This is a genomic window from Actinoallomurus acaciae, from assembly GCF_042429965.1.
In the GTDB taxonomy this organism is placed as follows: domain Bacteria; phylum Actinomycetota; class Actinomycetes; order Streptosporangiales; family Streptosporangiaceae; genus Actinoallomurus; species Actinoallomurus acaciae.
Window position 1 is genome coordinate 1 of sequence record NZ_JBHLZP010000751.1, and the last position, 3,082, is coordinate 3,082.

The window sequence follows — 3,082 nt, forward strand, 5'->3', positions numbered from 1 at the left end:
GGCGAGCGCGAGCAGCGCCACGCCGGTCGCGGCCAGTCCGGCGACCACCAGCGTGCGGGGGCGTACCCGGTCGAGCAGCACGCCGCCCGCCCAGCGCGAGACCAGCGCCGCGGCGCCGAAGACCGTGAGCACCGGCGTGACCAGGTGCGGACCGGCGACCACCGCCAGGAACGCGAGCGCGAACGCACCGGCCTGGTTGAGCACGCGCACCCAGAGCAGGGCCCTCATCGGGCGACCGTCGCGCGGCCGAGCGGCGACGGAGAACCGGCCATCTCGCGATTACGCTGAGTCCCGATCTGATAACGCTCGATAATGCCGTCCATGAACAAGCCCATCAGCCCCTCACTCCGGACCCTCGGTGCCGCGATCCGGCGGCACCGCGAGGCGGCCGGCATGACCCAGGACTATCTCGCCGGGCTCGTCAACTACAGCAACGGATGGCTCGGCAGCGTCGAGACCGGTCAGCTGTGCCCGCAGAAGCAGGCGGTCGTCGAGCTGGAGAAGGTGCTCGGACTGCCGGAGAAGGTCCTCCTCGACATCTTCGACCTGATCAGGTACGAGGAGCCGCACCCGGTCATCTCCTTCGACAGGTACACGGACGCCGAGAGCCGTGCCGCCGTGATCCGCCAATACCACGCGCTGGTCCTGCCCGGCCTGCTCCAGACACCGGACTACGCGCGTGCGCTGATCGCGGCGGGCCGTCCGAGCGCCCGGCCGGAGACGGTCGAGAGCCTTCTCGCCGCCCGGCTGGAGCGGCAGGAGATCCTGGCCCGTGACGATCCGCCCACGCTGTGGCTGGTCATCGACGAGACCGCGCTCCTGCGTCCGATCGGCGGGCCGGAGGTGCACCGCGCGCAACTCGACGCCCTGGTGGAGGCCGCACAGCGTCCGGGCATCACCGTTCAGGTCATCCCGCTGGGGACCGGCGCGCACGCCGGGCTGACGTCCGCGTTCACGATCCTGAGCTTCACCGACGAGCCGGACGTCGCCTACACCGAAGACCATCAGCGCGGGCACCTCCAGGAGCGGCCCGAGCTCGTCCACGGCTGGTTCGCCGTCTACCAGGCCCTTCATCTGGTGACGGAGACGGCCGCGGCATCCTTGGAACTCATCCGGCGGACACGGGAGCGACTATGACCACGGCCTACGACGAGTGGCGCAAGAGCAGCCGCTCCGGCAGCAACGGCGGCGAATGTGTCGAGGTGGCCACCGTCGTCACGAGGTAATTTCAAGGTCATGTCGTTGCACGACCTGCTGGGGCCGCTGCTCCACCCCGCGTTCACCCTCGGGAGCACGCCGACGTCCTGGGGGGAGGTGCTCGGCTTCGTCACCGGCGCGGTCAACGTCTGGCTCGTCGTCCGCCAGCACATCGCGAACTGGCCCGTGGGCATCGCCAACGTCGTCCTGCTCGGTCTGATCTTCGTGGACGGCGGGCTGTACGCCGACGCGGGTCTGCAGGGCGTCTACGTCGTGCTCCAGGTGTGGGGCTGGTGGCAGTGGCTGTACGGCGGCCGGGGCCGTACCGAACTCCTCACCCGGCGCACCTCGCGAGCCGAGTGGGTCGGGCTCGCCGTGGCCGGTGTCGCCGCGACCGCCCTGCTGACCTGGATGCTCAGCGCCTGGACCGATTCCACCGTGCCGTTCTGGGACGCGCTGACGACCACGATCTCGCTCGCCGCGACGTACGGGCAGAGCCGCAAGCTGCTGGAGTCGTGGTGGCTGTGGATCGCCGCCGACCTGATCTACATCCCGCTGTACTCCTACAAGCACCTGTACCTGACGAGCGTGCTGTACGTGCTGTTCCTGGCCCTGTGCGTGGCCGGGCTGGTGGCGTGGCGGCGTGAGTGGGCGACGCGTCAGACGGCGACACCCGTACCGGCGGCGACGTGAGCCACGGCCTGGTGATCGGCAAGTTCTACCCGCCGCACGCCGGTCACCATCACCTCATCGACACCGCCGCCGCGCGCTGCGACCGGCTGACCGTCGTGGTCGCCGCCTCCCCGGCGGAGACCATCCCGATCGCACTGCGCGCCGCCTGGCTGCGTGAACGCCATCCGCAGCCGCACGTGGAGATCGTCGCGGCGGTCGACGACAACGAGGTCGACTACGACTCGGACGCGGTCTGGTCGGCGCACGTCGCGGTGTTCCGCGCCGCCGCCGGGGACCCGGTCGACCTGGTGTTCAGCTCCGAGGAGTACGGCCCCGAACTGGCCCGCCGCCTCGACGCCGAGCACGTGCCGGTCGACCCGCCGCGCACGCGTCACCCGGTCAGCGGCACGGCCGTCCGGGCGGACCCGGTGGCGTGCTGGGAGTGGCTGTCGCCGGCCGTCCGCGCGTACCTGGCACGCCGCGTCGTGGTCGTCGGCGCGGAGTCGACGGGCACCACGACGCTCGCCCGCGCCCTCGCCGCCCACTACGCGCGGCGCGGCGGCGTGTGGGCGGCGACGCGGTGGGTGCCCGAATACGGGCGGCTGTACTGCGAGGAGAAGCTCTCCATGGCCCGCCGCCGCGACCCGCGACTCTGGCTCGGCGACCTCGACTGGACCTCGGAGGAGTTCACCGTGATCGCCGAACGCCAGCTCGCCGGGGAGGAGGCCGCCGCCAGGGCGGGCTCACCGCTGCTGATCTGCGACACCGACACCTTCGCCACCGAGCTGTGGCACGAGCGCTACGTCGGCACTCCGGCCCCGCCGCTGGCCCGTACCCGCCATGATCTGTGGATCCTCACCGGCACGGCCGGTGTGCCGTTCGAGCAGGACGGCTGGCGCGACGGCGAGACGATCCGCGCGACGATGTCGGCGCGGTTCGCCGAAGAGCTGCGACGACGCGGCCTCCCGCACGTCGTCGTGACCGGCCCGCACGAGCGCCGCCTGAGCGAGGCCGCCGACGCGGTCGACGCCCTCCTCGGCAAGGGCTGGACCTTCACTCCTCCGCGCTGACCCGGCAGGCGGCGAGTCGCCGCGCCGGCGCGGGATGGGTGAGCAGCGACCGCCGGGACGCCCGCTGGATCACCGAGAACGCCCGCTCGGCCGCGGCGAGGCCGACCCAGCGCACGGCCAGCCGGTCGCAGTCGTGCTCGCCG

4 protein-coding genes and 1 pseudogene are annotated in these 3,082 nt (G+C 72.0%); 4 read left to right on the top strand and 1 reads right to left on the bottom strand.

The features are described from left to right. Nucleotides 1-228 (bottom strand): annotated as a pseudogene (locus ACFFNX_RS46320) (hypothetical protein); the annotation flags it as partial. A 93-nt stretch (nucleotides 229-321) separates the two neighbouring features. Between ACFFNX_RS46320 and ACFFNX_RS46325 the strand changes: the two are divergent. The 4 genes from ACFFNX_RS46325 to ACFFNX_RS46340 are packed head-to-tail and all read left to right on the top strand — an operon-like array spanning nucleotide 322 to nucleotide 2,939. Beyond that, on the top strand, nucleotides 322-1,137 hold the full coding sequence (locus tag ACFFNX_RS46325) for a helix-turn-helix domain-containing protein (protein WP_378212723.1): 816 nt from the start codon (nucleotides 322-324) through the stop codon (nucleotides 1,135-1,137). Further along, nucleotides 1,134-1,226 (top strand): DUF397 domain-containing protein, encoded by a 93-nt coding sequence (locus tag ACFFNX_RS46330; protein WP_378212725.1) that lies wholly within the window; start codon nucleotides 1,134-1,136, stop codon nucleotides 1,224-1,226. The genes ACFFNX_RS46325 and ACFFNX_RS46330 overlap by 4 nt, the downstream gene beginning before the upstream one ends. 10 nt (nucleotides 1,227-1,236) lie before the next feature. Further along, a complete protein-coding gene (gene pnuC, locus ACFFNX_RS46335) occupies nucleotides 1,237-1,890 on the top strand; it encodes a nicotinamide riboside transporter PnuC (protein ID WP_378212726.1) in 654 nt (217 codons plus the stop codon). Next, complete coding sequence (locus ACFFNX_RS46340; RefSeq protein WP_378212728.1) at nucleotides 1,845-2,939, top strand: AAA family ATPase; 1,095 nt, start codon at nucleotides 1,845-1,847, stop codon at nucleotides 2,937-2,939. The genes pnuC and ACFFNX_RS46340 overlap by 46 nt, the downstream gene beginning before the upstream one ends. Nucleotides 2,940-3,082 lie beyond the last annotated feature (143 nt).

Coding starts and splice junctions, on each gene's coding strand:
- ACFFNX_RS46325 (WP_378212723.1), top strand. CDS start 322: ATGAACAAGCCCATCAGCCCCTCACTCCGGACCCTCGGTGCCGCGATC.
- ACFFNX_RS46330 (WP_378212725.1), top strand. CDS start 1,134: ATGACCACGGCCTACGACGAGTGGCGCAAGAGCAGCCGCTCCGGCAGC.
- pnuC (WP_378212726.1), top strand. CDS start 1,237: ATGTCGTTGCACGACCTGCTGGGGCCGCTGCTCCACCCCGCGTTCACC.